Raw genomic sequence first — 24,681 nt, 5'->3', positions numbered from 1 at the left:
TAACCGCCATATAAGGGCAAAGGAGAAAGCAAATGCTACGGGATATCTTGGCCAGCGCTTGTTTCATATCAATACAATGCTCTACGATACTAATCATATCGGGTACTTACTTTTTAATTCTTAAAAGAAAAAAACTGGGACTGGCTTGTATTACTATCGGTTTAACGTTAATATTATGCGGCGGATTCTGTTTCTACTATAGCCACAAAATCGCCTTTGCCGAATTCAATATACAGCAAACTCAAGAAATCGCCGCAGTTCAGGAGTATGAAACCGAAGGAAAAATCAGAGGCGACCGCGCTTGGTGGGTAAGTTTGCCGACTCAACAGCTAGAAAAAAAATGCCGTCTTATTGCCGACAAAATCGGCAAGAGCTGGGAGGAGATCGTCAAGCTGTTATCCAGCAAAAACGCCATTATTCTCTTTGACCCCCAACCGGAAAAAATCTAATCATTTTTCAGCTCTTTTGCATCGCCCGTTCGGCCTTTTGGCCAGGACGGGTTTTTATTTTTTACAGCCGGATTTTTTGCTTTTGCTCCGACAATATCAAAACATTTATTATACCTGAATGTAGCGGCAGTGCGGTACGCCGGGTTGCCTTGCTTGTTGCCGATTTTAGCGCGAGTCTTCATCTTACCACCCTCCTCCTCCGCCGCCGCCTCCGCCGCCCCCTGCTCCTCCGCCGCCACCGGCACCGGATGATCCTAAAGACGAGCCCAAGGATGAGCCGATTGAAGAGATTCCGCTTATCCCTCCGATACTGGACAATGATCCGCCATACCAAATCGGGACATAGGCGGACTGACCGTCTGTTTCTTTAAATAAATTATCAAATCTGGCCGCCCATTTATCAGCGACGCCCAAAGCGATAGCATAAGGAAAATACTTTTCAAATACTTCCGGAATCTGCTTGATGGGATGGAAAAATTCCAAACGATCTTTCTCGGTCGTAACCAAAAACAGTTTAAAACCTTCAATTTCATCCAGTAACTTTCGACCTTCAGTAGTCGGCCGGCGAAGAAGCCTGAAAGCTAAAAAATTAACAACCAACACCGCCAACAGAAGCAACAGATACCAATATGCCAAAAATGAATCAGCCCAGAAAGAGCCCGGCAATTCTGCAATCCCAAGAAAAAACGGACGCAAAATAATCCCGGCAACTATAAAAACTATAACTATGGCGATCAAATAAATAACAGCAACTAAATTAAAATCGCGCTTGAATAATGTTTTCATTAGGGAGGAAAGAAAAACAATAAAAAATATGACTAGGAAGATAAATGGTAAAAAAACTACCGCCGACTCCCCTAGGCCCAAAAACCAAAAAGCCATTAAAAGCATAACTGATAAAGTTGTCCCCAGAAACAGCCAAATTGAGTTATTCACATAGGCGGCTTTATGCCATTTCTTAGTAAAATATGGACGGAAGGTCCAGCGAATGAACATTGATAAACCGCTGTCGGAATTAGGCAATTTCAAATTACCGCTCTTTTTGAATAAGTTAGTCACTAACAGCTTTTCATCCTCGCTTAAGTCTTCAGTTCCCTTATTAAGACGATCTAATTTCCATTTCGCTACACTGAAAAAACCATCGTTTTTGGCGATCTTTAGTTTACCCTTAATCGCCAAACTGATTATTAACGCTCCCAGGGTTTTATTAAAACCCGAGCCCAGACTGGCAATATGAGCAACATCGCCGGGCGACAACCCGGCCGGCGGATCATACTGCGGGATAATCGTGCCCGGCTGTGGGCCTCGGCCGCGCCATAACCAAATTACTAAAAAATAAATAAGCACCAACAACGATAACCCGCTTATAATATTAATACGGTCCTGATGAGTCAAGGAATTCAAAAATTTGACCACGGGATTAACTTCCCGCAAAACAGGCAATAACTTGGCAACACGCCCCTGCGGCCAGCCTAAAACAATCGTCAAGCCCTCGCCGGGATAAAGCACCGAGTTGGCTCGATAAACAAACTTCCCGCCAATTTCATCAAAATAACCATTTTGGTCGCGAGAACCGGCGACACCGGTATAAAGACCGCTGTAAGAAAAAACCGTATCATATTCCTTCTGAGACCAAGGCAAAGTCACTTGGGCGCGAGCCCGCTCAATCGGAAACTCCCAATTATTGCCGGTCACATTCCAATATAATTCGTCCATTTCTTCAAGATAACGTATTAAGCCGGAAACTTGGTAAGTTAACTCATAAGTCGGCTCGCCTAACGGTACTAATTTCTCGCTGTCGCCGATGTAAATCCTTAAATTGGAACCGGACATTTCCGTATGATACGGCTCGGTAAATCCGTCACGCTTAACCGACAGAATCTTTATCCCCGCTTGATAATAATGATCCCTATCCGGTCCTTGGTATTTAACGATTAAATCGCGATAAATGCCATGATTGATTTTCTTGTGTTCGGCTATCGCCTTAATAGTTTCGGTAACTGTCAATGTCCCGTCTTTATTAACGGCGATGTCGGAAGAAAAATCAGTAATACGTTCATAAGCTTTGGCAGAAAAAGGGAAGAGTGTCGCCAAGCTGATTAAAAAAATCAAGCAGAAAAATTTTTTCATATTATTATAAAACGTTATTTATTCCAGTAGAACCGAAAGCACCGCTCCCCCGCTCGCTTACCGACAACTCCGCCACTTCAGCAAATTCTACTTGCGGGAAGGGCAAAATAATGATCTGGCCGATGCGATCGCCGACATTATAATCGCTCTTGCCAGACCTGCGGAATCTTAACTTAAGCTCGCCCCGATAGCCTGAATCCAAGACACCGACAGAGTTAGCCAACGTTAAATCAGTGTTGGTCACACTACTTCTAGGATATAAGAGCAACATATGACCAGCTGGCAACTCAAATGACAAACCCGTGCCATACTCCACGTATTTATCGGTTTCGCTCTTGCTAATAGCGTAAACATCCATGCCGGCATCGCCCGGATGGACATATTTTGGCAATCTGGCCTCGGGTGATAACTTCTTTACTTTAATTGTAAGTGACATAGCTATTTAATGATAATAATGATATTTGCCAATAAATACGTTAAAATCTCTTGGCTATTGACTTTTTAATTAATCTGTGATATACTTAAAGTGTTCGTAGGTTAACTACTTAAGTGCATTCTCTAAACCATGTTTAAGTGCTAAAGGTCTGGCCAACGGATAAACTAAAATTAAAAACAGCTACAACTATGACCAGCAAACTTTATGTCGGCGGAATCGCTTATAGCGCTACCAATGATGATTTGAAAGACTTCTTTTCCCCCGCCGGTACCGTTGTGTCAGCCTCTGTTATTACCGATCGGGAAACCGGACGGTCTAAGGGATTCGGCTTTGTGGAAATGTCCTCTGATGAGGAAGCCCAAACTGCCATTGAAACCTTAAACGGAAAAGACATGATGGGCAGAGAGATCAAAGTCAGCGAAGCTCGTCCTCAGGAAAAACGCACGGGAGACCGTGGCGGTTTCTCCGGCGGACAAGGACGCTACTAATCACTGCCTACTAAAAGATCCAGTCGAGCAATCGGCTGGCTCTTTTTTTTGCATAAAATCAGTTTCCGCCTAGAGCCCGTCCGGAAAAAATATATTTATCAATAAAATCCAACAAGTCATCGCCAGTAAGGTAGCCGGGACGCAAACGGAAAATAGAATAACGGCGATCCAACGATTGGATTACCCCTTGATAAGTGGAGACGCAAGTCAAATAGCCGGCCCGACGACAATAAGCCTCCTCACGCCGACGAAAATAACCGAAGGGATAAGCCAGGTCAGTAACGGGTTGGCCGATAATTTTTTCCAACGATCCTTTACTGTCAAAAATCTCTTGCCAGGCTTTACTATCAGATACGGTTTTAAGATTAGCGTGGTTCAAGGTGTGTGAAGCTATCTCCACATAACCGCTCTCAGACATTTCTTTAACTTGATCATTAGTCAGGTAGCCGGGCAGTCCCAAAGCCTCTACAATAATATACATCGTACCTCTCATGCCGTATTTTTTGAGCAAAGGGAAAGCGTTGATATACATATCGTCATAACCGTCATCAAAAGTCAAAGCGACCGGCTTAGCCGGCAAACGGTAATCGCCTTGCAAATACTGCCCGATCTCGGCAACGAAAATTCCGCTATAACAATCAAGCTTTAATGTCCGCAATTGGTCTTCAAATACTTCCGGATCATGATACAATCCCGGTAAGGCACTGCCTTCGGGAGCCAAGGCGACATGATGATACATTAAAACGGGAATCGGCGCCTTGTCAACAGTGGCGGAAGTATAAGCGGAAAAATCAGAATCGGGACAAGGCGCTTTGGGCTGTTCCAGAATAATCGGCTGATATTTGGCTCCGGAATCGCCGGAAACCAAAACCGCTCCGGCATCATCGTATTTTGCCCTCAAATAAGTTTCAATGATTTGACCATCAACGCTGCTTGAATCAACGGCTTGCGTTTTGGCCATCAAGCCGTTCATCTTAAAAGCGGCCAGGATCAAAAACAAAAAAAATGCCGACAACAAAAAAAGCTGCCGGCCGGAGATTACTTTTTTTATTCCGGTTATTCTTTTCATTGACGAATTTTTAACTCGCATAATCCATATCTTTATCTCTGTCTATCTAAATTACGAATTGCTGGTTCTTCTTCGGAATAATCGTTTCCACTCCCAGTTTTTGCCTGATGCCATCAACCAACATCAAAGATGATTTTTCTTCGCCGTGATTTACAAATACGATTTTGGGCTTAGGCGAATCAATACTTTTGAGCCAATGTAATAATTTAGGCTGGTCGGCATGAGAAGAATAACTCCCAATAGCGGTAATCTTGGCTTTGACTCCCACTTTCTCACCATCAATGACAACCTGCTTGGCGCCATCTTTCAATAATCGACCCAAGGACCCTTCCGCCTGATAACTAATAATCAATAAATGGCTTTTACTGTTAGGCAGATATAATTTTAAATGGAACAAAATGCGGCCGCCGTTAGCCATGCCACTGCCGGCTAAAATAACTTTAGGTGCCGCTACACGGTTAATACGTTTGGATTGATCCACGGTTCGCGCCAACTCCAAGCCTTCAAAACTAAACAAAGCATCGCCGGAATCAATGCGTTCCTTGGCCTCATCATCAAATAGTTTTGTATAACGTTTATAGATATCCAAAGCGTCAATTGCCAAAGGACTGTCCAAATAAACCGGCACCTTGGGAATCTGCCGAGTTTCATGCAGGTAATTCAACTCATAAAGGACTTCCTGTGTCCTCTCCAAAGCGAAAGTTGGGATCATTAATACGCCGCCGCGGCCGATGGAATCCAAAATTGATTGGCGTAGGATCTGCGAACGCATTTCCGCCGGCTCATGTATCCTGCCGCCATAAGTAGACTCGACAACAACATAATCAGCGCCAGCAATGAACTCAGTATCACGCACGATCGGCGCCGGCGGATTGCCCAAATCGCCGGAAAAAACTATTTTCTTAGGCTTAATCCCTTCCTTAACCCAAACCTCAACTATAGCCGAACCCAAAATATGCCCGGCATCGCGGAAACAGACCGTAACATCAGTGCTTAGTTTTTGCTTTTGACTATAATCCAACGACCAAAACAGAGGGATAACCCCGTAAACGTCTTTGTCACGATACAACACTTCCCCGCCATGGCGCCGGACTTCTTCTTTGATAACCTTAGTGGCATCCGATAAAATAATTTCCGTCAGCTCTTTGGTGGCGCTAGTGCAATAAATCTTGCCCTTAAAGCCGTCGGCATAAAGTTTGGGCAAACGGCCGCAATGATCAATATGGGCATGGGTCAGAATAACAAAATTAATTTCCGCCGGATTAAACGGCCAAGACTCAAAGTTCTCTTGCCGGGCAAACTGACCGCCTTGGAACATACCGCAATCAACCAAAAACTTAGTCTTTTTAGTTTTAACTAAAATACAGGAGCCGGTAACTTCGCCGGCGGCGCCATGAAAGGAAATATCCATTTATTTAGCGATTAATTCTTAATTTCATTATAGCATAATCAGGTAGTTTGCCAAACCCTAAAAAATTAAAAACCGCTCTAGTTAGAGCGGTTAAGTCTTCTTACTTTCCTCCTCTTATTTTTCTTAATGGTACGAGGCTTCGGCCAATTAGAACAAGCTTTTTTGTTAAGCAAAATGGAATCAATGGTTGATTCATAAGCGTGCATCCAATACAACCGAGAGCATTTACGACACTTAACAACGAGAGTACCAATCGCTCCCTCTTGTCCAGTTTGGCTAGGCATGACAGCATGAGAAAAACCAACCAAAGAATCACTCAAATCAATTAAGTCCTGACCACAGCGCCCGCATTGAAAATTACCAATCCAAGCATTGGCATTGCTAGGCTTAACTCCCCATTCCAGCAATTTTCTTTTCATCCTTAATATTCCTCCAGCTAAGTGTTGTTCAAAATATACCAATATGACCAGATGTTAACATAATACTTAAAAAAAATCAATAGTTTGCCAAATAATCATATTTATGATAAGAATACTTAAAGACAGTACATTTTTAAACAACAAAAAAATCCGTTAAAACGGATAACATCAGGAGGACCGAACATGGAGAATCAAAAGCGATCTGTTTGTTCGTCTTGCGGAAAAATATTGAAACTCAGGACTTGTGATGGCGAATACTTTGATCTTTCAGCTATCAGCTCTATCGGCAGTGGATGCATTTGCCTTAAATGCGGTGCGGGACTAAAAAATCCGGAAGGTGACGGAGAAAGGTGCACTATTAGTGTCTGTGCTTCTTGCGGTCAGCCGCTTCTCGAAGCCGCTTCCGATGATAAACCGTAGGAAATCTCATCCCTACCCTGATTCGTACCTTGTTGGAGCCGCCACATAAATGCGACTTCTTTTATTTTACCACCACTTCAAGTGCTTGAGGCAGGCATTCCACTTCCATTACCTTCGGCACCTTAATACGATCGCCGTCCACTTGGGCGGTTTTCAAATGGCGACGTTTAATCCTAATCTTAAAATAACGATTATCCAAAGTAAAAATATGGCGCGGCGGTTTAACATAAAACAGCACCCCCAAGGCCGCTTGCAACAAGGTCAAAAAAGTCTTGTTGGTAACAACGTAAAGATTCAAAATACCATCAGTTATACTGACTGGTTTTTTTGGTTCTAGACCGAAAAACTTAAAAGCGTTAAAAATAATCAAACTATTGCCCCTAACCCAAAAGACTTTATTCTGCGTTTCAATCCGGAACTTAATGCGGAAAATCCTAATCTTACTCCATAAAATATTCAACAAATACCCCAGGTAGCCGAAACGGTTTTTGAGTCCTTTTTCAGTATGAATAATGATGGAAGACACATAACCTAAAGAAAAGCCGACAATAAAATAAATCTGGCGATTAATGACGCCGACATCGATTCTTTTAGTTTTTATTTCTTGAAGCAAAGCCAAGGATCCGGCCATATCCAAAGGCAGACCCAAAGTCGAAGCCAAAACATTGGCCGAACCAAAAGGAATAATCGCCAGCGGTACGTCCAGCTTGCGTTGAATAATTTCCCGCGCCGCCACTTTGACTGTTCCGTCTCCGCCGACCGCCACAATCAAACGCAAACCGTCAGTGTTATAAGTCTCAATATTAGTTTCAAAATTAAAGTCTAAAATCAAAACATCCGACTGATAACCCAAGGATTGGAGTCGCGCCGCTACTAGACCCTTAACATCTGATTTAGTCAGAACTCCGGCAGTAGGATTGAAAATAATTAAAGCTTTCATAATTTGATTCATAGTTCTAAAAGACGATTCAAATAACTGTCAATGGTATACTTTTCTGCTTCAGCCAGGCATTTGTCAGTTAGCGGCGTCAAATGATCGCGGTTATCAATAATAAACTCCAATTGCCGTTTCAAATCATCGGGATTACCCGGCTTGACCAGCCAACCAGTCAAACCGTCCTTGACTAACTCCGGCAAAGCCCCGATCTTAGAAGCGATTACAGGAACGCCGTGCGCATAAGATTCAATGACCACCATGCCGAAACTTTCTGCCGTTCGGCTAGGATTGACTAACACATCCGCCTCCGACCAAATTTTTTGTTCAAGCTCATCCTGACTCAACCGGCCAAGAAATTTAATCCGCGGACTGTCAATGGCTACGCGACGCGCCTCCTTTTCGGCTTTGCCGTCACCGGCAACAAGCAGCTGCCAATCGCCGGTTAAACGATTAGCGGCCTTAATCAAATCAATGATCCCCTTATACAATTCCAATTGGCCGATAAACACCAAGGTAAAGATTCTGCTTTTGGCGGTGGTTTTGACTTTTCGTGGTTTAATCAATAAAGGATTGCCCAGTATTGCCATCTTGGCTTTGGTGAATAATTTGTAACGGCGATAAACCAATCGGATATAGTCCGAGGGGAAAACTACTACATCAGGATTATTGAATAATTCGCGGCAGAATCTGGTATATAATCGGACAAAAAGATTAAGCTTGAATTTAGGATCGTCAGTGATCAGTCCAGAAGGATGAATCAACTGCATATCATGGACAGTATGGATATGCCTGATCTTCAATAGTTTCAATAAGGGAGGAACCTGATAACCTAGGCCCTTGAGATTGTGCGTTAGGACTAACTCCGGTTTTTCAGCCAGGAGAACTTTATAAATCCGCCAGGTCTGCACGTCATTGAACATATCCAGCAAATGCCAGAACAAACGTTTCCAAGCCGGCTGGTTATTAATATCCAAAAAATTAAATAGATTAAACGGCTTAATGCGATAAACCTTAATACCGTTAATTACTTCCATTTTATTTTCATAGCCGACCGTAATAACAAGAACTTCATGCCCGCGACTCTTAAGCCCGCTGACAACATTGGACACCATTACCTCTGCTCCACCGCGAGTGTAAGGCTGATAAATGGAATGGATAACAGCAATCTTCATATTAACAGTCAACCAGTTTAAAGCGATAAATAAAAGCGTAGAAAAAAACAACCAACAAGGCGGCTATCGTATCCAATAACCAATCATTTAAACTCGCCTCCCGACCCGGCACAAAAAATTGATGCCATTCATCGGAAGCGCCGTAAATGGCGCAAACTGCTAAAGCGACAACCAAAGCCTGGCGCCGGTTGATACCCGATGCCACTGCGGCCTCAACTACTAAAAAAGCCAGAATAACATACAAAGCAATGTGAGCCCAAGAGGAAATTATTTGATATTCATTGACCGTAAAGTTAACCGGAAAACTGGGTTGGGCGGACAAGCAAAAAATAAAAGTCAGCCAAGATATGACCAATAGCCAAAGTAAAGCGGCCCGAAAATTATTTTTTTTCTGTCGATGGAACATAAAGCGAATTATAGATATCTAATAAACGCAGAATCAAACTAGTCCAGCTATACAAGCGTCCAACTCGTTCCCGGCCGGCTTGGCCAAAACGCTGGCGTAGAGACTCATCAGTCAAAAGCTTGATCAGCTTCAAAGCCAAGTCATTAGCGTCGTTCGGCTCCACCCATAAACCGGTTTCATTCAATTTAACAGTCTGCCTGACACCCGGCCATGAGGCGACGATAGCGGGCAAACCGCAAGCTTGCGCTTCGGCCGCCACTATCCCAAAACTTTCCGTAGACTTGGTAGAGGGCAGAACAAAAACATCGGACAAATTATACCAAACCGGCAAGCTCTCATTCTTCATCCACCCCAAAAAACGAACTTGATCCTTCAGTCCCAGATCTAAGGCTTGACCCTCAAATTTCAGACGCTCATTGCCGTCGCCGATAATTAACAACTTGGCCTGCGGTACGGCCCTAACTACTTTCTCAAACGCCTCAAGCAACACCGGTACGCCCTTAAAGAAATGCTGTTTATCCAAACCGCCGACAAACAATACGATTTCATCCTGAACACTAAACTTGTTCAAAGCGCGCAATTCATTCTTGTTGTTCAATGGTTTGAATAAATCCGTATCCACGCCGTTGGGCCACTCCAAAAATTTTTCCGGATACAACTTAAGATAGGGAGACAAATAGGAATGCTGGGCATGATCAAGAGACAACACCAAGATCCTGTCAGCCAGCTTAACAATAAGACCCAAGAATAATTTAACGTAAAGCCTAAAAACCCAAGCTTTGACTCCCCGGCCGATCGGATCCATCTGATAGTGTAGAACAAGTTTTTTTTCCGGATGTCGGAGCTTAAACCTAATCAACTGCAAATCAGCGCCGAAAAATGGCCAGTATAAATGAATAATATCAAACTGTTCCAGTTCCCGTTTTAACCCTCGCATAAAGCCGGCCTTACCAATCGGTGAAATCGCCGGCAAATAAGAAACAGGTAAAGATAAGTCTTGATCAAGACCAAAATAAGCCGGCGTAAAAGCGCGGGTCGTAATGGAGTTTCTAGCCAGCTCCTTAAGTTGATAATAGGCGTTATTGCCAATACCGCCACCTAAGGGCGGCCAGGCGCAGACGACTATTGCCACCGACTTATTCATTGGATTAATTTCACTATATTATATAATGATTTTATCACTTTTAATCGCTTAAGTCAAAATGGCGCCGATCTGAACTATTGATTGGCCAGGCAGTAATTACGCAGTCAATTATCAATTAATCGAGTCTTTGATATCACCTTGCCTTTTTGCCTATTCCATGTTAAAGTTGGATACGAATAAAGTACTATAAAGCTCTTTGAACAACCCAATAAGGAGACAACCATTATGCAAATCGGCGATTATGTCGTACTAGCGGCTTTTGTCATGCTATGCTATATCTCTGCCTTCCCCTTGCATTTACTATACGCCCTGGCTTTAGCTTGCTGGTCATATTTGCGCCTGAAGGGCAATCGTTGGATCGGACAAAAAAACCGACAGCAGAAACCAGCGCCAGCGGATAAAAACCTCATCTATTTGATTTGTCCGGTACGTAATATCACCCCGGAGCAACAGGAAGTCATAGATGACTATGTTAGAAAATTAGAAGAAAAAGGCCTGAGAGTTCATTTTCCGCCACGCGATGTTGATCAAAATGATCCCACTGGAATAAATATCTGCCTGGCTCATGCCGAAGCCATGAAAGCCTGTTCTTATGTGCATATTTTCTGGGATGCAGGATCAACCGGCTCGCACTTTGATTTGGGGATGGCTTTCATGGCACGTAAGCCGGTTTACTTGGTAGAGCTATTCACTCACGATAATGAAGGCAAAAGTTACGCTAAAGTTATCCGAGAAATGGAGGGGTGGGGCAACGAGCCAATTCTCTAAGCACTTTACAGCGGAAGCCGATTACGGCTTCCTTTTTTAATCTTCACTAATAATGACAATCAAAAAAACCGCCCGGCTTTACCGAACGGCTAAAGAGCGATTAGTTGTTGATTTTTATACCCAATGCCTCAAGATTTTGTTGCACCGCTTTCTCACTACGATTTAGCGGATCAATATCATGGGCATATCGGATAAAATGTCGAGCGACTTCTACCAACGGCCTGGCTCGAATCTGACCGGAAAAATCGCCATCGTCGTTGGCGCTTCGATCGTGTCGATTATTGACAATATGCACCAATACTCGATTCTTACCATCTATAAACTGAAGCTCAAACAGTCTCCCAATTTTTACCCGGAAAGACTCTTCTTGGGTTTCAGCCAGCCACAACCTGGCCGGGAAATCTTCATCAACCACCATCTCATACATCTTGAATAATAGCTCACGGTCAGTAACTCCAGCGCCGCGCAATGTGATATTGATCGCTTCTATTACCAAGTACCGTAAATGGATTCCATTAACCTTCTCACGATCGGGCATTAACGCCACCTCCTTTGACCTTGCGGTCTCTTCTTGCTACTAGCCTGATTGCTAGCCACACAACTATCCAAAGAACAGACTGGTAGCATATCACACTAAAGAATAAAAGTCAAGTCAGACAGAAAAATTACTAACCCACTAAAACAACAATATAAGCTAAATTTAAATAAAAATGACCCGCTTTGCGAGTCATATTGTTGTGCGACAGTTACGAGTCAAGGAACTAATGGAGGCCCATCCAAACACTGAACCTGATAAGCTCCCATAATGTTTTGGGTTTGCTGACGTTAGAAAAATCACCATTTCTAATGGCGGTAAAAACTGCTTCCGGAGTCAACTCTAGTACGTCCAAAACAGCATAATCGCCAGCCAGATAATTCATGGTGTGCAGATCGGAAGTGGCGATAAACGGCTTATGCAATTCTTTGCACGCCCGTTCAATTTTTCTGTTGGGGTTAAACCACTTACTATAAAACCAACTATGCTCCACCGCGTCAAAAAGATCATGATAACGATGCAGATCTCTCAGTCCCAAAGATACCCCCATGCCATGATTAGGATGGGGCACGATAATGAAAGACTCCGGATGTTCCTGCCGCCATTTGGCCAACTGGTCAAAGTCGGTCACCTCATCGGCTGCGGCGCCGCAATTTAAAATCAACATGTGCTTACGCCCAATGCGAACTTCAACACCGGGTAAAAGCAAGATGCCTTTGGCTTTAGCGTAAACCACCATATCAGGACTGCAAACAAATTTATCGTGGTTAGTTACTGCCAAAACCTTAAAATCAAAAACAGCGGCCTGATCAATCACATCTTGGGCGGTGTAATCAATTATTTTGCCGTCTTGGACATCCTCCTTGGTGTGCAAATGCAACGATGCTTTTACTTTCATATTTTAAACCTCCTTACTGGCTAAATATTTCTTGCGCTCTCCCGTTGATAATCGCTCAATGGCATAACGTAACATTGTACGGGGCATCTTGGCTGAATACTGATTCAAAAAAGACTTCAATTCTTTTTCATCGCATCGTTTACCCACTTCCCTTAACATCCAGCCAACAGCCTTATGTATTAGGTCATGCTGGTCAGTTAAAAAAACTTTAGCGATTTTTATAGTATCAGCGCAATCACCTTGGCAAATGAAATAAAATGTCGCCAACATGGCGATGCGCCTATCCCATAACAACTTTGACTCAGCTAAACGATACAAAATATTACGATCGCGCCGATACAGCCAAGCGCCGACAATATTGGGCGCGCTCAAATCTACCAAATCCCAATTATTAATATAGCGAGTGTTTCTAAGATACAACTTAAAAATTTTCTCTTGAATCTTACTGTCACCGCGCCTGAATTGGTCATCTAAAATAATCAACGCGGTCAGGCGTTCTTCATGAATTTTGCTATGCAACAATTTTTCCAAATCGCTTAAAGTCAGCTGACCATACTGACGCGCCAATTTCCTCTGCTCCGGCACCACTACGCCAAGAAACTTATCACCCTCGCCGTACTGCCCTTTGCCGGTCTTAAAGAACCGCAACAGAATAGCGGCCTTGGCCGGGCTGGCCAAACGCCGCAGATCGCGTTGCAATTGTGACAGTTTCTGATCAGTCATAACTGGGTTGAAGTTTAACAAAAATCCGTTATTTTGGCAATTACGTCTAAAACAAACTCCGGCTTTAGCGGCCGGAGTTAAAATCCATAATTTCCCTTATCCTTATCGCTTAAATTTTTTTCTTCCTGCGTCGTTCAAATATAATAAAGCCAGCCACTATCAGGACTATCGCCAGAATAACCAGAGTAGCAATCAGTAGACCGGAACCGATACGGCCCTCATAGACCGACCAAAACGGTTTATTAAAATATCCTTTCAATCCGGGTAAAAGCCATAAGGTTTTTAATGATTCACCGAGCGGAAATGATTCTTTCTCCCCCACCACCAACACATACTTGCCGAGATTATTGGGGCTGGAAACCATAATGCGATAATTGCCGGCCGGCAAATTGATTTTCCTTTCCGGGCCTTGCAAATAATCATCGCCGGCAAAATCCTCATGGAATTTCTGCCAAGGGTAACCTAGGCCGTTTAAAACCACCAACGGCTTACCGTCGCCGCCGTCATTCAATTGCGCTATTAAACCGGTGCGAGCGTCAGTAATGTCGGGTACCAAAATCTGAAAATAAAAATCCAACGGCGCTGTGAGATTCAAATCATAATAATCAATTCCTCCCCTAAGCTGGCCGTAAAATGCCTGTGAGACGTCGGCATTCGCGATCAGAATCGGCACATCCTTAGTCGCCGTCATCTGGTAAGCTAAACGTGGCTGATGAGCGCTAACCGAAACGGCTATAAGCAACCCGGCCGCCACTAAAATGAAAATTAGATTCTTTTTCATATGATTACAATTATATTGTAATTATACCATAAAAAATCAACGTGATAAATCCAGTCCGATATCCTTACTTTTCCCAGCTGAATTCCGTCCGGCCAAAATGACCATAAACAGCGGCCTGACGATAGACCGGTTGCCTCAAATCCAATAATTTAATAATACCGGCAGGAGACAAATCAAAGTTAGCTAGGATATAAGACACGGGATCAAGCACCGGCTTTTCTTTCAAGCCGAGAGAATCATCGGCGATAGGTGTGATAATATCAACCGAAACATCAACAGGCTGAGCCACGCCGATAGCGTAGGCCAAACGAACCTCAATTTCATCGCCATAACCCAACGATACTAAATTTTTAGCCAGGTAGCGCGCCATATAAGCGGCACTGCGATCAACCTTGGACGGATCCTTGCCGGAAAAAGCTCCGCCACCGACTCGGCCGATACCGCCATAAGTATCCACAACGATTTTTCTGCCGGTAACGCCACAATCGCCGAACGATCCGCCCACCTCAAATCGTCCGGTCGGATTAATATAAATTTTAGTCGGTTCAGCTAATGACTTTTTCAGATGCGGATTAATGGTTAGACCGGCCACCAACCAATCCCCGGCCACAGGGATAATTACATTTTTTAAGACATACTGCTCCAAATCGGCTTGGCTAATTTCCGCTGAATGCTGAGTGGACACGACAATAGAATCGGCGGACACGGGCCGACCGTTTTCGTATCTGACGGTTACTTGTGCCTTGCCGTCCGGCTTAAGCGGACTACCTTGATCTGATTGGCGCAATTCGCCCAACTTACGGCAAAGATTATGAGCCAAGACTAACGGCAAGGGCAATAGTTCTTCAGTTTCCGCTGAAGCATAGCCGTACATCATACCCTGATCCCCCGCCCCGCCAGTATCCACACCTTGCGCGATATCCGGTGATTGTTTGCTAATAAGCGACTGAATCTTGAAACCATCCGCTTCCTCCGGCGTATAACCGATTTCTCTAAGCGTCTGCCTGGCAATTCCAATATAATCAACTTGCGCATTGCTGGTAATCTCTCCAGCCATAATCAAGTTATCATCCTTGATTAGACATTCGCAGGCAACGCGGGAGCTGGGATCCTGGGCCAAACAAGCATCTAAAACGGCATCGCTGATCTGATCGCAAATTTTGTCCGGGTGGCCGGCGCACACTGATTCGCACGTTTTGAGGGTGGTCTTGGTCATAGGTTTTATATTATTTTTATAAAAAAATCTTCCTTTTTGAGGAAGAATAAAATCGAAAAATTTATCTCCCCCATTACTGGGCCAGAATTGGCACCTTTCCGATGATTCGGCGGTTGTCGGCGGTTCATCGGGCTGGATCCCTCACCGCACTCTTGATAATTATTCAGTTGTCAACTCCATTATAGCACTGCCTAGTTTTTGCGTCAAACTATATTTTAATCACACCCGTCTGCCGTTGACCTGGCTACCAACGGCAGACGCAATATATGATGCTATTTTTTATTAGATTTTAATGTTTTGTATAAAAGTAAGATACCTTCACCGATTAACCAACCAAGGAGAGCGGTAATTAAGCTAATAATTAATTGCTCCCAAGCACCAATAACTAATAAAACTACTATAAAAATTAATAAACTAACCAAAATTGCTTTATATTTTTTTCTAGTTCCAAATAATACAAGTAACAGAGGTATTATAAAAAAAGATGAGAGAAAAAAACCTTCATAATAACTTGCTGATATACCACCCAAGACGCCACTAGATATTTTATGTTTTATAATGTTCTCATAAATATTACCAGCAAATGGTGTTAATAAAAGTACCAAAACAATAATAAATGAAACCAACAACCAACTTTTACCTTTATTGCTCATACTTTTATAAATTATTTCTTAAATAAACACTGCTTGCCTTAAGTATATCATAAACTTGACCGACAATCACTTCTCCGTCTAATCGCTTATCAAAAATATCCAACTGCTTGGCAATTACTTCCCGTCTATTTATCTTAATCTTTTCTATGGCTTTATCAGCTTCGGCTAATAATTTTTCCTTAACCGCTAGCTTCATTTTATCATTGGCAACCAGCAGATCTCTGGCTTTTTGCGCCAAAAATAAAGCCAGATTATTGACTTTCAATTTTAATTGCAACAATTCTAAGGGGTTGGTAAGCAAATTTTGACTTTTCCTATTGATCAGACCCTGGCCATAAAAGTCACTAACATCAGCTAAAGTTGAAGATAGGGAGGCGGAGATAAAAAAAGTCGTTGTAGCGCTTGACTCATTGCCTGCCATATCCTGCGCCGTAATACTTAACAAATGCGGGCCGGCAATGTAGGCCGACAAATCGACAGTGGTAGTAGTAACCAATTGACCGTCAACGGCAACGGTAGTTGTGCCAACGCCGGAAAAGTCATCGGTAATCGCATAATCAAGCTTAAGTTCGTTACGGCGAAGATAAGCGGAGACAACATCGGGATTTATAATGGTTATGACTGGTGGAACGCTATCTTGGGGCTTGAATTCGCTAACCCCCTCCGCGTCTGAATAATTAACAATAAAGTCCCTATTTTGGCCCGCCATGATTTGACCGCTGAAATCATTATCCGCAGACAGATCGTCACTGATAAAGCTGGCGCTTAAGCGGTACTCGCCATTGCCCGTACCGAACAATTTGACTTGATAATCGCCAGCCAACGGCTCCGGGATAATAGCATATTCGGGACCGCTCATAGTGCCTGAGTAATAAGCGCCGGGAATTTCCAAAACATCCTGATTGGCTTGAACATCATAGCCTAAACGCTTGCCGTCCGGCGCAACAATCAAAAAATCAGCCGGAGAAAAAATCCTAACCATAAAAACCTTCCGTATTAAATTCTGCCTTATTTCCTGCACCGGCTCAATACCAGTCAAATCCTTGATTACGGCTTTTTGCGTATCAGTTACGATATGCCCATGATCACTATTTATAAAAACATTTTCAGTGCCAGCAAAATCAATGTTGCTTCTCTGCGGTACGGTAGTATCACCGGCATTATATTCTAATCCTTGATCAACTAACGGCCAGCCATAGTTTTCCGGGTAGCCATAATCCCATTCATTAAAAGCATTGGAGCTGGAAACTACGCGTAAAGAATCAATAGTGCTGTTATCTCCGCTATTGCCGATAAAGTTAAAAATTTTGACGGTACTTAATCTTGCCAAGGCGTCCGCTGAGTTCAAAAACTCCAAAAACTCATTGCGCGGATAATTGTCAGGATAATTCCTTAATAATCCGGTTGCCTTGTCGCGCAAATAATCATAAACCGGCAGGAGTTCTTTAATTGACAGAATGGGATAATTCTTTAGATACTGTGAAATATAACCATAACCGCTATATTCAGCCTCCTGTTTAAATAGTAAGCCCGTTATCTTTTCCTTTACACCCTCACCAACGCTCCCCCCTTCCCACATCAAGTATGATTTAGTGGCACCGCGGTGTGGCGTAGCCAAAAATACCACTTTATCCACGTCATTACCATAAAACGGCCCCTCAATATACGCGCGGGCCACCAATCCGCCCATGGAATGGCCGATCAAATCCACCTTGTCGCATTGACAAATCTCTTTTACCTCATTAATCTTGTCACGCAAATGCGTCATAGTATCCAAATTGGAATGACGCCACTCGTAAGGCAGGGCAAATAAAGTCTCACCCTCTTCATATCCGGCGGCCTGAAGCGCGGCCCATAAATCGTCATAAGTATGCAAGATTGGATCCAACTGCCACTGGCCGGAAATATTCCAACTGCCCATAATGCCGGGGATCAATATGACCGGGTTTAACTTTTTAACGCCAAATTCAAACGGCTGAGTAACAAACGGCTGGTAAATCACATTGCCATTAACCGGATTGCCCAAAACCACGCCAGTAAAGACTGTCGGATCAGCGCCGGTAGTATAAGTCGGACCAGCCGAAGAACCCCAATAATTATTAGTCAAATCAATAGTCTGAGACAAAAAAGTAGTAACACCATTATCCCAATGGCACAAATTGGTGCTATCGCCATAATCGCAAAAACTTGGAGTATAAAAATTAGAGTTATGAATGCTGACATTTCTAGAGGAGCCATCGACAAATATAACACCGCTGTTATCAATAATATTGCAATGATCAATCTTCAAAGAAGTAACTTTGCTTGCGTTAATAATCATGCCCCTGGGCCAGCCCCGGCCGCCGTGCTTAATGACCGCATAATTGAATTCCGCATTAACTATGGAATTGTAACGGTTGCCTTCCAGCATAATCCCTCGCCAGTCATTCAAATTGGCAATGGTCGCTAAGCCGTCGCCGTTGGTATCGCCGGCAACACTGTCATCGCGCAAGGAGACAATTTCCACTAATTTGTCAGCCGAACCATTGACGGCCAAATCACCGTTAACCCTGATAATTGAATTATAACCGACTTTTACCACCGTCCCCGCTTCAATGGTCAATTTGGCATTAGGGTTGACCCAGAAGGTGGCATAATCGGCAATAACATGGACCTCGCCGTCATACCAAGTGGTGTCGGTAGCGATAGCCGAGTTGTCCGGATGATTAATAATCGTAGCCGCTCGTGCCGGAATCGCCAACCAAAGACCGGCAAAAATAAAACAAATAAAAAATCCCACCACCCGTGGCAGTAGAATTTCTCCCCTCCTTAACATATTCCCCTCCATGTATTTATAAATTATGATTCTTAAAATAATTATATCTTTTTTATCACCTATTGACAAATTTTAACCATAGTGCTACAATGAAATGTTTAACGGGACTTTACAACTTAATAATAAGGAGAGAGAAAATGACTAAAACCAAAGTCATAGTAGGCATCCCCTCCTTAAATGAGGAGGATTCAATTGCCAAAGTTACTGATTTAGTAGACCAGGGCTTAGCATCCATCTACAACCCGCAAATCTGTTTGATAGCCAATATTGACAGTGACAGCACTGATAGAACACAAGAAGTGTTCAATCAAACGGCAACCCGCTGTCCCAAAATACAACTGGTCAACAAAAAGATTCCGCGGGGCAAGGGTTCTAATTTATGCTTACTCTGGGAACTGGCGCTAACAACCGAAGCCGAGGCCATCGTTACCGTTGATGCCGATCTCAAAACTATTGAGCCGATCTGGGTAAAAAAACTTATCGGCCCCATTCTGGAGGATCGCTGCGATTACGTTTGTCCGTTATACAGCCGTAATCGTTTCGAGGGCAGTACCACTACCCATTTAGTCGTTCCTCTGGTTTGGGCGAAATTTCAAGCACTAGTCAGGCAACCGATCGGCGGCGAATTCGCCTTGAGCCGTAAAGTTGCTGAATATTTGCTGAAACAACAATTCCCGCTTGATGCCTATCGTTATGGCATTGATATTTTCATGACTATGCACGCCTTGGGTGGCGGTTTCCGCGTCGGCGAAACTTATTTGGGACGAAAATTCCATAAGCCGAGCTTCCCTAAAATCATGCCAATGTTTGAACAGGTAGCGCAGACGGCTTTGACCGTGGCTAAAAGTTACAAGCATGGCGATCGAGCGAACTATGTTAATCTGGGAGAAGCCCGGCGTTGCGGTATTGACTCTCAAGCCATTTATCCGGGTGATGACCACATTAATCGCCTAGTCGGCCAAGCCAAAAACAACTACTGGAATAATCAGGAGTCTTTGGCAAGATTTCTCGGCCCACTAACACCACGAATCAACGATTTAATGTCTAACGACAAACCCGAGATATCTATCACCGATTGGCTGGGTATCTTGCAATCGTTCTACCAACAGCACGACCCACAAAACAATCAAGCCGAAAATGAACAGAAGGCCGGCTGGTTGCTGGCACAACTGTTCATCTGCCATGTCCGTTCTTTCTGGCAGTTAATCAAAGAACTGCCCGTAGAACAAGTGGAGGAGCTTATCGTGTCACAGACAATGGGGCTACGACTATAGTCAAGGAGATGACTTATGCTTTATACCGCCTTACTAGGACATCCGGTGGACCACAGCGTCTCACCGATTCTGTTTCAGGCCATAGCTAATAGCGTTGGGCTGGAATACTCTCACCTCAAAATCGACGTATCCAGAACCGAGGATTTGGCTGGCTGCCTGAAAGCCATGTCACAGCTGGGTTTCAGCGGGGCTAACGTCACTCTGCCTTACAAGCTGGCGATCATACCTCACTGTTCGGAAGTTGACCCGTTAGCCAGAAAAGTTGGCGCCGTGAATTCTCTGGTATTTAACGGGGATAAAGTTTCCGGTTTCAATACGGATATACGCGGAGCGGAAATGGCGATTAAAACGCAACTCAAAGCAACCAGCCAGACAGACAAAGTCCTGATCATCGGCGCCGGCGGAGTGGCTCGAGCCATAGCTTATGCTTTGGCCGACCGTTGCGGCGAGATGTACGTCATCAATCAGGACAAACGGCAAGCAGAAACAATGATTCAGGAATTATCGCTGGAGCCAAGGGCCAAGGCCAAAACCTTGACGCCCTTGCGACTGCAATGGTTTCTGCAACAGTGCGATATCATTGTCAATGCTACGCCAGTGGGTATGTATCCGGATATGGAAAGACGTATTGTGCCACTGCACAATATGGCGCAAGCAGCCCAAAATAGCGACTTCCCTCGGAAGTGCTTTCTGGATGCGATTTTCAATCCCTATAAGACCCGTTTCTTGATGGATGCTGAGAGTTTCGGCGCTAAGGTATGCTCGGGAACCTATATGATGATCTTCCAAGCCCTCGCCGCTTTTGAATTATGGACCGGCTTTAAGCCACCCGCCAATCTAAGTATTGACTATCTCAATACCCGTATGATACAAGCAGTCAAACTGCTCTGAACCTTAATCAAAAAGACCGCCTCAGCACCATGCCGGACGGTCTTTTATAATATTTATTTAGTTGTTTGATATCTCCAGTTGTTTTTTTAAATCCAGCCAGACTGGCTCATTGCCGATTTCCTCTTTGGTTAAGGTTAGAAAATATTCCACTTTGCCCCAGAGCGATGATTGCTTATCCGCCGAAGCTAAACCGTAGTAACAACTATTATTTAACAGGTCAGCGGCTTTGACTAGTAACGCCTCCCGGCCACAGGTCTTGGCACGATCAAACATCTCTTGATAACTTTTTTGCGGGTCATTAATCTTCGGGTCAAAGGACACGGCACCAACAATTTCAGCAATTTTTTCACCAAACTCGCCTTTGATCCGCTCTAAGCTGACACTGGCATCCTCCAACAAGTCATGCAGGATCGCCGCGGCCACTGCCTCATAAGAACAGCCGGCTTCCAATAAATAAACCGCCACTCGCAAAGAATGCAAAACCACCGGCTTGGGGTTATTGCCGGTACGGCCATATTCTTCAACTAAGAATTTGACGGCTTTTTCCAGTTTAAAAGATATTTCCGGTTCAATTTTAATCATATGATTATTACTGACATTGTAATACAAAAGATAAATAAAGACAAGAAAAGCGCCCCGAAACAAATCGGAGCGCTGATACATTGTTCAATGAGTGGCGATATACTCGGCTACGCCCTGAAGCGGTCCGGAAATATGCCTGATCTCCAAGCTATTGACCAAATAAGCGATTAATCGCCGACGGAAATCATAGAATTCCGGCTGATCAAACGACGGGATGTAGCCGAGCATCTCATAGTTGCTTCCGCCCAGCAACGTCGTGCAGGTATTGCGGATGTAACGCGAGAAATTCTCATTCAGATATAACATCGTCGTCAAAGACGGCGCCGGACTGACCATGACTTCGGTTTTAGTTTCATCAACATGCATCGAATAAACCTTGGTAATCCGATAGGGTCGGTTATTACTCTTAAAAAACCGTTCAATACCCAGGTCTTCCGGCTTAATCTTGGTCTTACTCAACCAAGGATCGGCCGTTTCCCGCCAGGGTATCTGAGCGGCAAGATCGGGTAAATTCCTTCTAACCGACTCTTGGCGCAGAAAGAAAAATTCCGTACCCGCTTCGACAAATACTTGACTGCGGTGCCAACATAAAATAGCCAGATCATTGGCGCCAAGCCGATAACTGTAATCGCGGCACAATTTCAACGCTGTCAGCGACTTGCCACTACCCTCCTTACCCAACAATAGGATACCGGATTGATCAGTGGGGCCACAGACGCTGGCGGCATGAGCAGTCAACATGTGATTGATTTGATGCTGTCGTTCAATCATCGCATAAGCCAGATACATCAAGGTCTCGCCGTTACGGGTCAAACGCCAAGGCAGATTAATCCGGCATTGCTGAGGAGCAATATCCAAATCAGTCGTCTCAACATCCTGGTAGTGCAGGATCGGCTGATCAATCAGTTGAGTCTGCTTAAGCAACAATCGTGGCACAAAGCAGTTGTAGCTTTCTCTAAGAAATAACTGTTGCAATGGCCTGCTACTCTGGAAGTTAACTCCATGATAACAAGACTCCAGAAAGAATTCATCCATAATTTGTCTCCTTGAGTCAGATAATGACTCGTGTCTCCAGAATCTCTTTCAGGTAATCCACCTGCAGAAAATTTCTGGCGACGACATCTTCAATAATTTCACGCGCCACATCCCGGTCAACATAAATCATCAACTGGGCCGGAGGAATTAATGACTGGCCGTTTTTCGCCAACGAGATGATTGAACAGCCGATGCCAAGTTCGTCGTAAACAGCCTTGGCTAGGCGCTGGGTCAAAAAACCCATCACCCGTCCGGTATGATAAACCGGATTCTTGCCTGCCGGCGCTTCCATGGAGTAGGGACGGAAAGTGGAAATGACGCCCAAGGGCGAATTACCCCGGCCGACCAAACCCTCTTCACCGCATTCCACACAACTGCCGATACCCAACATATACAAACGATAACCATCGGGACCGGGATTAACGCGCAAATTAATCTTGTACGAAGAATTTGCCGCAATTAACTGCGCCTGTTCGCTTAACAGTTTTTCCATAATCATAACCATGGCGTCATACTCGCTACGATTGGACACTCCAGTGGCTAAGACAGGCATACAAACGGTGATATCGATGGCATCGCCATCGCGGCAGACCATCACTTTGATGTCCTGGCCGATGCCAGGAAAACCAAAATATCGGTCAGGCGAATACATCCAGAAATACTGCTCCAATCCGTAGGCCAAATTTTCGCAAATCGTCATCGGCCAATGAGCCACAGAAACCGACGTGTCGCCAGCCATTAATTGGGCCGCTTCCGGCAGGTCGCCGATATTGCGCGGTGAAAACCAAAACGGCCTGGTGGTGTGCTGGGTCGTACTGTTTATGATCTCCAAATGTTGCGGTAGCAGATTAGGCAAATGCACCCGAAGGTAATCGGTGATCGCCTGACTCTGAATCGCCGCCAAATCAATCGTTTGGCCGTCCATGGTATTGCTCATGCGTCCGTTAACCACCACCCTGACAGGCTTCAGAAATTCACAACGACCGAAATCGCTTTTGAACCAGCCGCCGCCGATAAATAACTTATCAACATTATGATGCAAAACTACTCCAAAATTATCCAAACAATATTTGGAATACGCCACGGACACAGCTTCGGCCAGTCCGTCAGCCAAGGTATCGGGATGACCCAATCCTTTGCGTTCCACAATTTCAATTTCCCGATTTTCGGGATTAAGCCAATCCCTGCTGATCCTAACAAAATTCATCATGACTCATGCCTCCTATGTTTGTTGTTGCAGTTTGATTAATTAAATTTTAAAGTTCTTACTTAACAGATAATTATACACCTAATATATATCTTTGTCAATAGGCCCATAAAATCAAAAAAATGAACATTAAACCCCCGGTTAAAAATTTTCAACCGGGGGTTTTCCTATTAATTCAAAAATATTATTTTTTCAGTTGCGATCGCAATAAAACGATACTCAAGACAAAGGCGACGGCAAAAAAGATTGCGCCGTAAAAGCACGGGGTAAAAAAAGGATTAACCAGGGGGCCGGAGGCGGCGTAACAGCCGGTCGTGCAGGCGCGTTTCTGTAACCAGAGCCACAGCTCATAAGAAAAGTTGCCCCAGGCGAAAACCGTACCAACTAAAAGAATCACGAATTGAGAAATGATTACTTTTTTCATATTAGCGATTTAAATAAGTTATAGTTAATTGCAGAATAGTAGCAATCATCACCCAGAGCAAATACGGAATCTGAATATAAGATACCCAGCGCGCATAGGGATAGACGGCGATAATCGCCCAAACCAAAGTTCCAAGAACCAACAAAATATCAACCGAGGCTAAAAGATTGTTACGCAAATTGAATTGGATGGGAGTAAAAATAAAATTAAAAACCAAATTCAAGATGAAGGGCAAGGCAACGATCAATGGTAGCCGTTTCTGCCAAAATTGAATAAATACCCAGCCAAAGGAAACGGCGATTAAGGTATAAAGGAAAGTCCAAACCGGACCGAATAGCCAGGCCGGCGGTGACCATGACGGCTTGATAAGTTGTTGATACCAGTTATAGGCGTTCATA

General features: G+C 44.0%; 28 protein-coding genes and 1 riboswitch. Of the genes, 6 read left to right on the top strand and 22 right to left on the bottom strand.

The window, feature by feature from the left end; translation table 11 throughout:
* The first annotated feature begins 32 nt into the window (after positions 1 to 32).
* Entirely contained in the window at positions 33 to 449 is a 417-nt protein-coding gene (locus tag WC473_05415; GenBank protein MFA5125227.1) for a hypothetical protein, read from the top strand.
* On the opposite strand, the gene WC473_05410 is transcribed toward WC473_05415, so the two are convergent.
* From WC473_05410 to dut, 3 genes are read right to left on the bottom strand one after another with little or no spacing between them, the layout of a single operon-like run.
* A complete protein-coding gene (locus tag WC473_05410; GenBank protein MFA5125226.1) occupies positions 446 to 631 on the bottom strand; it encodes a hypothetical protein in 186 nt (61 codons plus the stop codon). The two genes, WC473_05415 and WC473_05410, sit on opposite strands and share 4 nt — an antisense overlap.
* Before the next feature lies 1 nt (position 632).
* Complete coding sequence (locus WC473_05405) at positions 633 to 2,579, bottom strand: DUF2207 domain-containing protein (GenBank protein ID MFA5125225.1); 1,947 nt, start codon at positions 2,577 to 2,579, stop codon at positions 633 to 635.
* 4 nt (positions 2,580 to 2,583) lie between these two features.
* Positions 2,584 to 3,015 carry a dUTP diphosphatase gene (dut, locus tag WC473_05400; GenBank protein ID MFA5125224.1) on the bottom strand — a complete coding sequence of 144 codons (432 nt, stop codon included), beginning with the start codon at positions 3,013 to 3,015 and terminating at the stop codon, positions 2,584 to 2,586.
* A 188-nt stretch (positions 3,016 to 3,203) separates the two neighbouring features.
* On the opposite strand from dut, the gene WC473_05395 reads away from it, so the two are divergent.
* The gene (locus WC473_05395; protein ID MFA5125223.1) at positions 3,204 to 3,503 is read left to right on the top strand and encodes an RNA-binding protein; all 300 of its coding nucleotides are present in this window, start codon (positions 3,204 to 3,206) and stop codon (positions 3,501 to 3,503) included.
* Positions 3,504 to 3,561: 58 nt separating this feature from the next.
* Here WC473_05395 and WC473_05390 read toward each other — a convergent pair whose 3' ends face one another.
* From WC473_05390 to WC473_05380, 3 genes are all read right to left on the bottom strand, one after another.
* Complete coding sequence (locus tag WC473_05390; protein ID MFA5125222.1) at positions 3,562 to 4,572, bottom strand: polysaccharide deacetylase family protein; 1,011 nt, start codon at positions 4,570 to 4,572, stop codon at positions 3,562 to 3,564.
* Between the two features lie 46 nt (positions 4,573 to 4,618).
* Positions 4,619 to 5,983, bottom strand: coding sequence for an MBL fold metallo-hydrolase (locus WC473_05385; GenBank protein ID MFA5125221.1), 1,365 nt, complete (start codon positions 5,981 to 5,983; stop codon positions 4,619 to 4,621).
* A gap of 77 nt (positions 5,984 to 6,060) precedes the next feature.
* Positions 6,061 to 6,402, bottom strand: a complete 342-nt coding sequence (locus WC473_05380; protein ID MFA5125220.1) for a hypothetical protein — start codon at positions 6,400 to 6,402, stop codon at positions 6,061 to 6,063.
* 183 nt (positions 6,403 to 6,585) lie between these two features.
* On the opposite strand from WC473_05380, the gene WC473_05375 reads away from it, so the two are divergent.
* Positions 6,586 to 6,822: a hypothetical protein gene (locus tag WC473_05375; GenBank protein ID MFA5125219.1), complete on the top strand. Its 237-nt coding sequence runs from the start codon at positions 6,586 to 6,588 to the stop codon at positions 6,820 to 6,822.
* Between the two features lie 61 nt (positions 6,823 to 6,883).
* Here WC473_05375 and WC473_05370 read toward each other — a convergent pair whose 3' ends face one another.
* From WC473_05370 to WC473_05355, 4 genes are read right to left on the bottom strand one after another with little or no spacing between them, the layout of a single operon-like run.
* On the bottom strand, positions 6,884 to 7,762 hold the full coding sequence (locus WC473_05370; GenBank protein ID MFA5125218.1) for a diacylglycerol kinase family protein: 879 nt from the start codon (positions 7,760 to 7,762) through the stop codon (positions 6,884 to 6,886).
* 8 nt (positions 7,763 to 7,770) lie between these two features.
* Positions 7,771 to 8,931: a glycosyltransferase gene (locus WC473_05365; protein ID MFA5125217.1), complete on the bottom strand. Its 1,161-nt coding sequence runs from the start codon at positions 8,929 to 8,931 to the stop codon at positions 7,771 to 7,773.
* Position 8,932: 1 nt separating this feature from the next.
* On the bottom strand, positions 8,933 to 9,337 hold the full coding sequence (locus WC473_05360) for a VanZ family protein (protein MFA5125216.1): 405 nt from the start codon (positions 9,335 to 9,337) through the stop codon (positions 8,933 to 8,935).
* A complete protein-coding gene (locus tag WC473_05355; GenBank protein MFA5125215.1) occupies positions 9,312 to 10,481 on the bottom strand; it encodes a glycosyltransferase family 4 protein in 1,170 nt (389 codons plus the stop codon). The genes WC473_05360 and WC473_05355 overlap by 26 nt, the downstream gene beginning before the upstream one ends.
* Positions 10,482 to 10,706: 225 nt before the next feature.
* Between WC473_05355 and WC473_05350 the strand changes: the two genes are divergently transcribed.
* On the top strand, positions 10,707 to 11,249 hold the full coding sequence (locus tag WC473_05350; GenBank protein MFA5125214.1) for a hypothetical protein: 543 nt from the start codon (positions 10,707 to 10,709) through the stop codon (positions 11,247 to 11,249).
* Positions 11,250 to 11,349: 100 nt separating this feature from the next.
* Here WC473_05350 and WC473_05345 read toward each other — a convergent pair whose 3' ends face one another.
* From WC473_05345 to WC473_05315, 7 genes are all read right to left on the bottom strand, one after another.
* Positions 11,350 to 11,787: a hypothetical protein gene (locus WC473_05345; GenBank protein MFA5125213.1), complete on the bottom strand. Its 438-nt coding sequence runs from the start codon at positions 11,785 to 11,787 to the stop codon at positions 11,350 to 11,352.
* Positions 11,788 to 12,010: 223 nt separating this feature from the next.
* The gene (locus WC473_05340; protein MFA5125212.1) at positions 12,011 to 12,682 is read right to left on the bottom strand and encodes a PHP domain-containing protein; all 672 of its coding nucleotides are present in this window, start codon (positions 12,680 to 12,682) and stop codon (positions 12,011 to 12,013) included.
* A gap of 3 nt (positions 12,683 to 12,685) precedes the next feature.
* On the bottom strand, positions 12,686 to 13,405 hold the full coding sequence (locus WC473_05335; protein MFA5125211.1) for a DNA alkylation repair protein: 720 nt from the start codon (positions 13,403 to 13,405) through the stop codon (positions 12,686 to 12,688).
* Positions 13,406 to 13,514: 109 nt separating this feature from the next.
* Positions 13,515 to 14,186, bottom strand: a complete 672-nt coding sequence (locus tag WC473_05330) for a hypothetical protein (protein MFA5125210.1) — start codon at positions 14,184 to 14,186, stop codon at positions 13,515 to 13,517.
* 64 nt (positions 14,187 to 14,250) lie between these two features.
* Complete coding sequence (gene metK / locus WC473_05325; protein MFA5125209.1) at positions 14,251 to 15,402, bottom strand: methionine adenosyltransferase; 1,152 nt, start codon at positions 15,400 to 15,402, stop codon at positions 14,251 to 14,253.
* A 58-nt stretch (positions 15,403 to 15,460) separates the two neighbouring features.
* Positions 15,461 to 15,564: riboswitch (SAM riboswitch) on the bottom strand.
* Between the two features lie 110 nt (positions 15,565 to 15,674).
* A complete protein-coding gene (locus WC473_05320) occupies positions 15,675 to 16,055 on the bottom strand; it encodes a hypothetical protein (GenBank protein MFA5125208.1) in 381 nt (126 codons plus the stop codon).
* A gap of 4 nt (positions 16,056 to 16,059) precedes the next feature.
* On the bottom strand, positions 16,060 to 18,870 hold the full coding sequence (locus WC473_05315) for a hypothetical protein (GenBank protein ID MFA5125207.1): 2,811 nt from the start codon (positions 18,868 to 18,870) through the stop codon (positions 16,060 to 16,062).
* A gap of 137 nt (positions 18,871 to 19,007) precedes the next feature.
* Here WC473_05315 and WC473_05310 point away from each other — a divergent pair, with 137 nt between their 5' ends.
* Positions 19,008 to 20,144, top strand: a complete 1,137-nt coding sequence (locus WC473_05310; protein ID MFA5125206.1) for a glycosyltransferase — start codon at positions 19,008 to 19,010, stop codon at positions 20,142 to 20,144.
* 15 nt (positions 20,145 to 20,159) lie between these two features.
* Positions 20,160 to 21,035 carry a shikimate dehydrogenase gene (locus tag WC473_05305; GenBank protein ID MFA5125205.1) on the top strand — a complete coding sequence of 292 codons (876 nt, stop codon included), beginning with the start codon at positions 20,160 to 20,162 and terminating at the stop codon, positions 21,033 to 21,035.
* A gap of 57 nt (positions 21,036 to 21,092) precedes the next feature.
* Here WC473_05305 and WC473_05300 read toward each other — a convergent pair whose 3' ends face one another.
* From WC473_05300 to WC473_05280, 5 genes are all read right to left on the bottom strand, one after another.
* Entirely contained in the window at positions 21,093 to 21,617 is a 525-nt protein-coding gene (locus WC473_05300) for an HD domain-containing protein (GenBank protein MFA5125204.1), read from the bottom strand.
* Positions 21,618 to 21,701: 84 nt separating this feature from the next.
* Positions 21,702 to 22,652 (bottom strand): hypothetical protein, encoded by a 951-nt coding sequence (locus WC473_05295; GenBank protein MFA5125203.1) that lies wholly within the window; start codon positions 22,650 to 22,652, stop codon positions 21,702 to 21,704.
* Positions 22,653 to 22,668: 16 nt separating this feature from the next.
* Positions 22,669 to 23,862, bottom strand: coding sequence for a methionine adenosyltransferase (locus WC473_05290; GenBank protein MFA5125202.1), 1,194 nt, complete (start codon positions 23,860 to 23,862; stop codon positions 22,669 to 22,671).
* Positions 23,863 to 24,043: 181 nt separating this feature from the next.
* Positions 24,044 to 24,283 (bottom strand): hypothetical protein, encoded by a 240-nt coding sequence (locus tag WC473_05285; GenBank protein ID MFA5125201.1) that lies wholly within the window; start codon positions 24,281 to 24,283, stop codon positions 24,044 to 24,046.
* 1 nt (position 24,284) lies between these two features.
* On the bottom strand, positions 24,285 to 24,680 hold the full coding sequence (locus WC473_05280; GenBank protein ID MFA5125200.1) for a TspO/MBR family protein: 396 nt from the start codon (positions 24,678 to 24,680) through the stop codon (positions 24,285 to 24,287).
* Position 24,681 lies beyond the last annotated feature (1 nt).

Source organism: Patescibacteria group bacterium, assembly GCA_041650895.1.
Classification (GTDB): Bacteria; Patescibacteriota; Patescibacteriia; order 2-01-FULL-39-33; family 2-01-FULL-39-33; genus CAISTG01.
This window is presented reverse-complemented; position numbering and strand designations above follow the sequence as displayed.